The sequence below is a fragment of the Streptomyces atriruber genome (assembly GCF_001418325.1).
Classification (GTDB): Bacteria; Actinomycetota; Actinomycetes; order Streptomycetales; family Streptomycetaceae; genus Streptomyces; species Streptomyces atriruber.
Map to the genome: position 1 here is coordinate 1 of NZ_LIPN01000635.1, position 1781 is coordinate 1781.

At 73.0% G+C, this 1781-nt stretch carries 1 protein-coding gene; it reads left to right on the forward strand.

Going from position 1 to position 1781, the window contains the following annotated elements; genetic code table 11:
- A partial coding sequence (locus tag AOK03_RS39550) for a condensation domain-containing protein (protein ID WP_341845856.1) occupies positions 1-1781 on the forward strand: 1781 nt, incomplete at both ends.

Below are 1781 nucleotides of genomic sequence, written 5' to 3' on the forward strand. Positions count from 1 at the left end.
CCCGCCCCCGAAATCGGCTTCAACTACATGGGCCGGTTCGCGACGGCCGTACGCAAGTCCCCTGCCTCCGCATGGCAGTTGACCGGCGACACCGCCATCGGCGGCACGGTCCCCCCGGACATGCCGCTCCAGCACACCCTTGAGGCGAAAGCCGCGGTGCGCGACACGCCCGGCGGGCCCGAGCTGGAGCTCCCCCTGAGCTGGCCGGGCGATCTCGTGCCGGAGGCGGAGGCCGAGCGCCTCGGCAGTACCTGGGCAGCGATGCTGGCCGGCCTGGCCGGTCACACCGCCGCCGACCGCAGCGCAGGTGGGCACACCCCCTCCGACTTCCCGCTCCTCGGCGCCGCCGTGACGCAGGCCGACGTGGCGGAGCTGGAGTCCGCGGTGCCGGAACCGGCCGACGTATGGCCGCTGTCGCCGCTGCAGAAGGGGATGCTGTTCCACGCCACCTACGACGAGAGCGGCCCCGACGTCTACGAAGGCCAGCGCGCGTTGGAGCTGGCAGGCCCGCTGGACGCGACCCGGCTGCGCGCCGCGTGGCAGGCGCTGGTGCGTCGGCATCCGACCCTGCGCGCGAGCTTCCACCGCCTCACCTCGGGCGAGGCGGTGCAGGTAATCGCGAGCGACGTCGAACTGCCCTGGCGCGAGGTCGACATATCGATGCACGCGGCGGCCGACGCGCTCACCGCCACCGAATGCCTGGCCGAGGCGGAACGCCTCGCCGAGACCGAGCGCGCGCAACGCATCGATGTCACGAAGGCACCGCTGATGCGGCTGCTCCTGATCCGTCTCGCCGAGAACCGGCACCACCTGGTCATCACCAGTCACCACCTCATCATGGACGGCTGGTCCCTGCCGGTCCTGATCGCCGACCTGTCCGCCGTGTACGAGGCACTGGCGACGGGCGGCGACGAACGCGACCTCCCGGCGGTGACGTCCTACCGCGAGTACCTCGCCTGGCTCGGGCGGCAGGACGGCGACGTGGCGCGGCAGGCCTGGCGCGCCGAGCTGGCCGGACTGGACGAGCCGACACACGTCGTGCCCGCGGACTCGGTGCGCGTGCCGGTCGTGCCCGAGCGGGTGCGGTTCGCGTTCCCCGAGGAGCTGTCACGGGACGTCGCCGCACTGGCCCGCGAGCGCGGCCTGACGGTGAACACCCTGGTGCAGGGCGCGTGGGCGCTGCTGCTCGCACGCCTCGCCGGACGCACCGACGTGGTGTTCGGTGCCACCGTGGCGGGGCGGCCCACCGACCTGCCGGGCGCCGAGTCGGCGATCGGCCTCTTCATCAACACCCTGCCGGTACGAGTACGGCTCGACGCCCGGCAGCCCGCGGCCGAGATGCTGGCGGACCTGCAGGAGCGACAGGTCGCACTGATGGCCCATCAGCACATGGGGCTCGCCGAGATCCGCCGACTCGCGGGCCCCGGAGCGGAGTTCGACACCCTCGTGGTCTACGAGAACTACCCCCATCCGCCCGCCGGTTCCGCGTCGCCCGGCACCCTCGCCATCCGCCCCACGGGCGCGCCTCAGGACATGGGTCACTACCCGCTGACCTTCGTCGTGTCACCGGGCACGCCCATGCAGGGCGACTTCGTCCACCGGCCGGACGTGTGCGACCGCGCAGGCGCCGAGCGCATGATCGCGTCGCTGATACGGATCCTCGAACAGCTCGTCGCCGACCCGCAGGCCCCCGTGGGGCAGTTGGACGTGGCCGATGCCGCCGTGCGCGGGACGGTCGTGCGGGCGTGGAACGCCACGGAGTCACCGGTGACCGGGGCGCC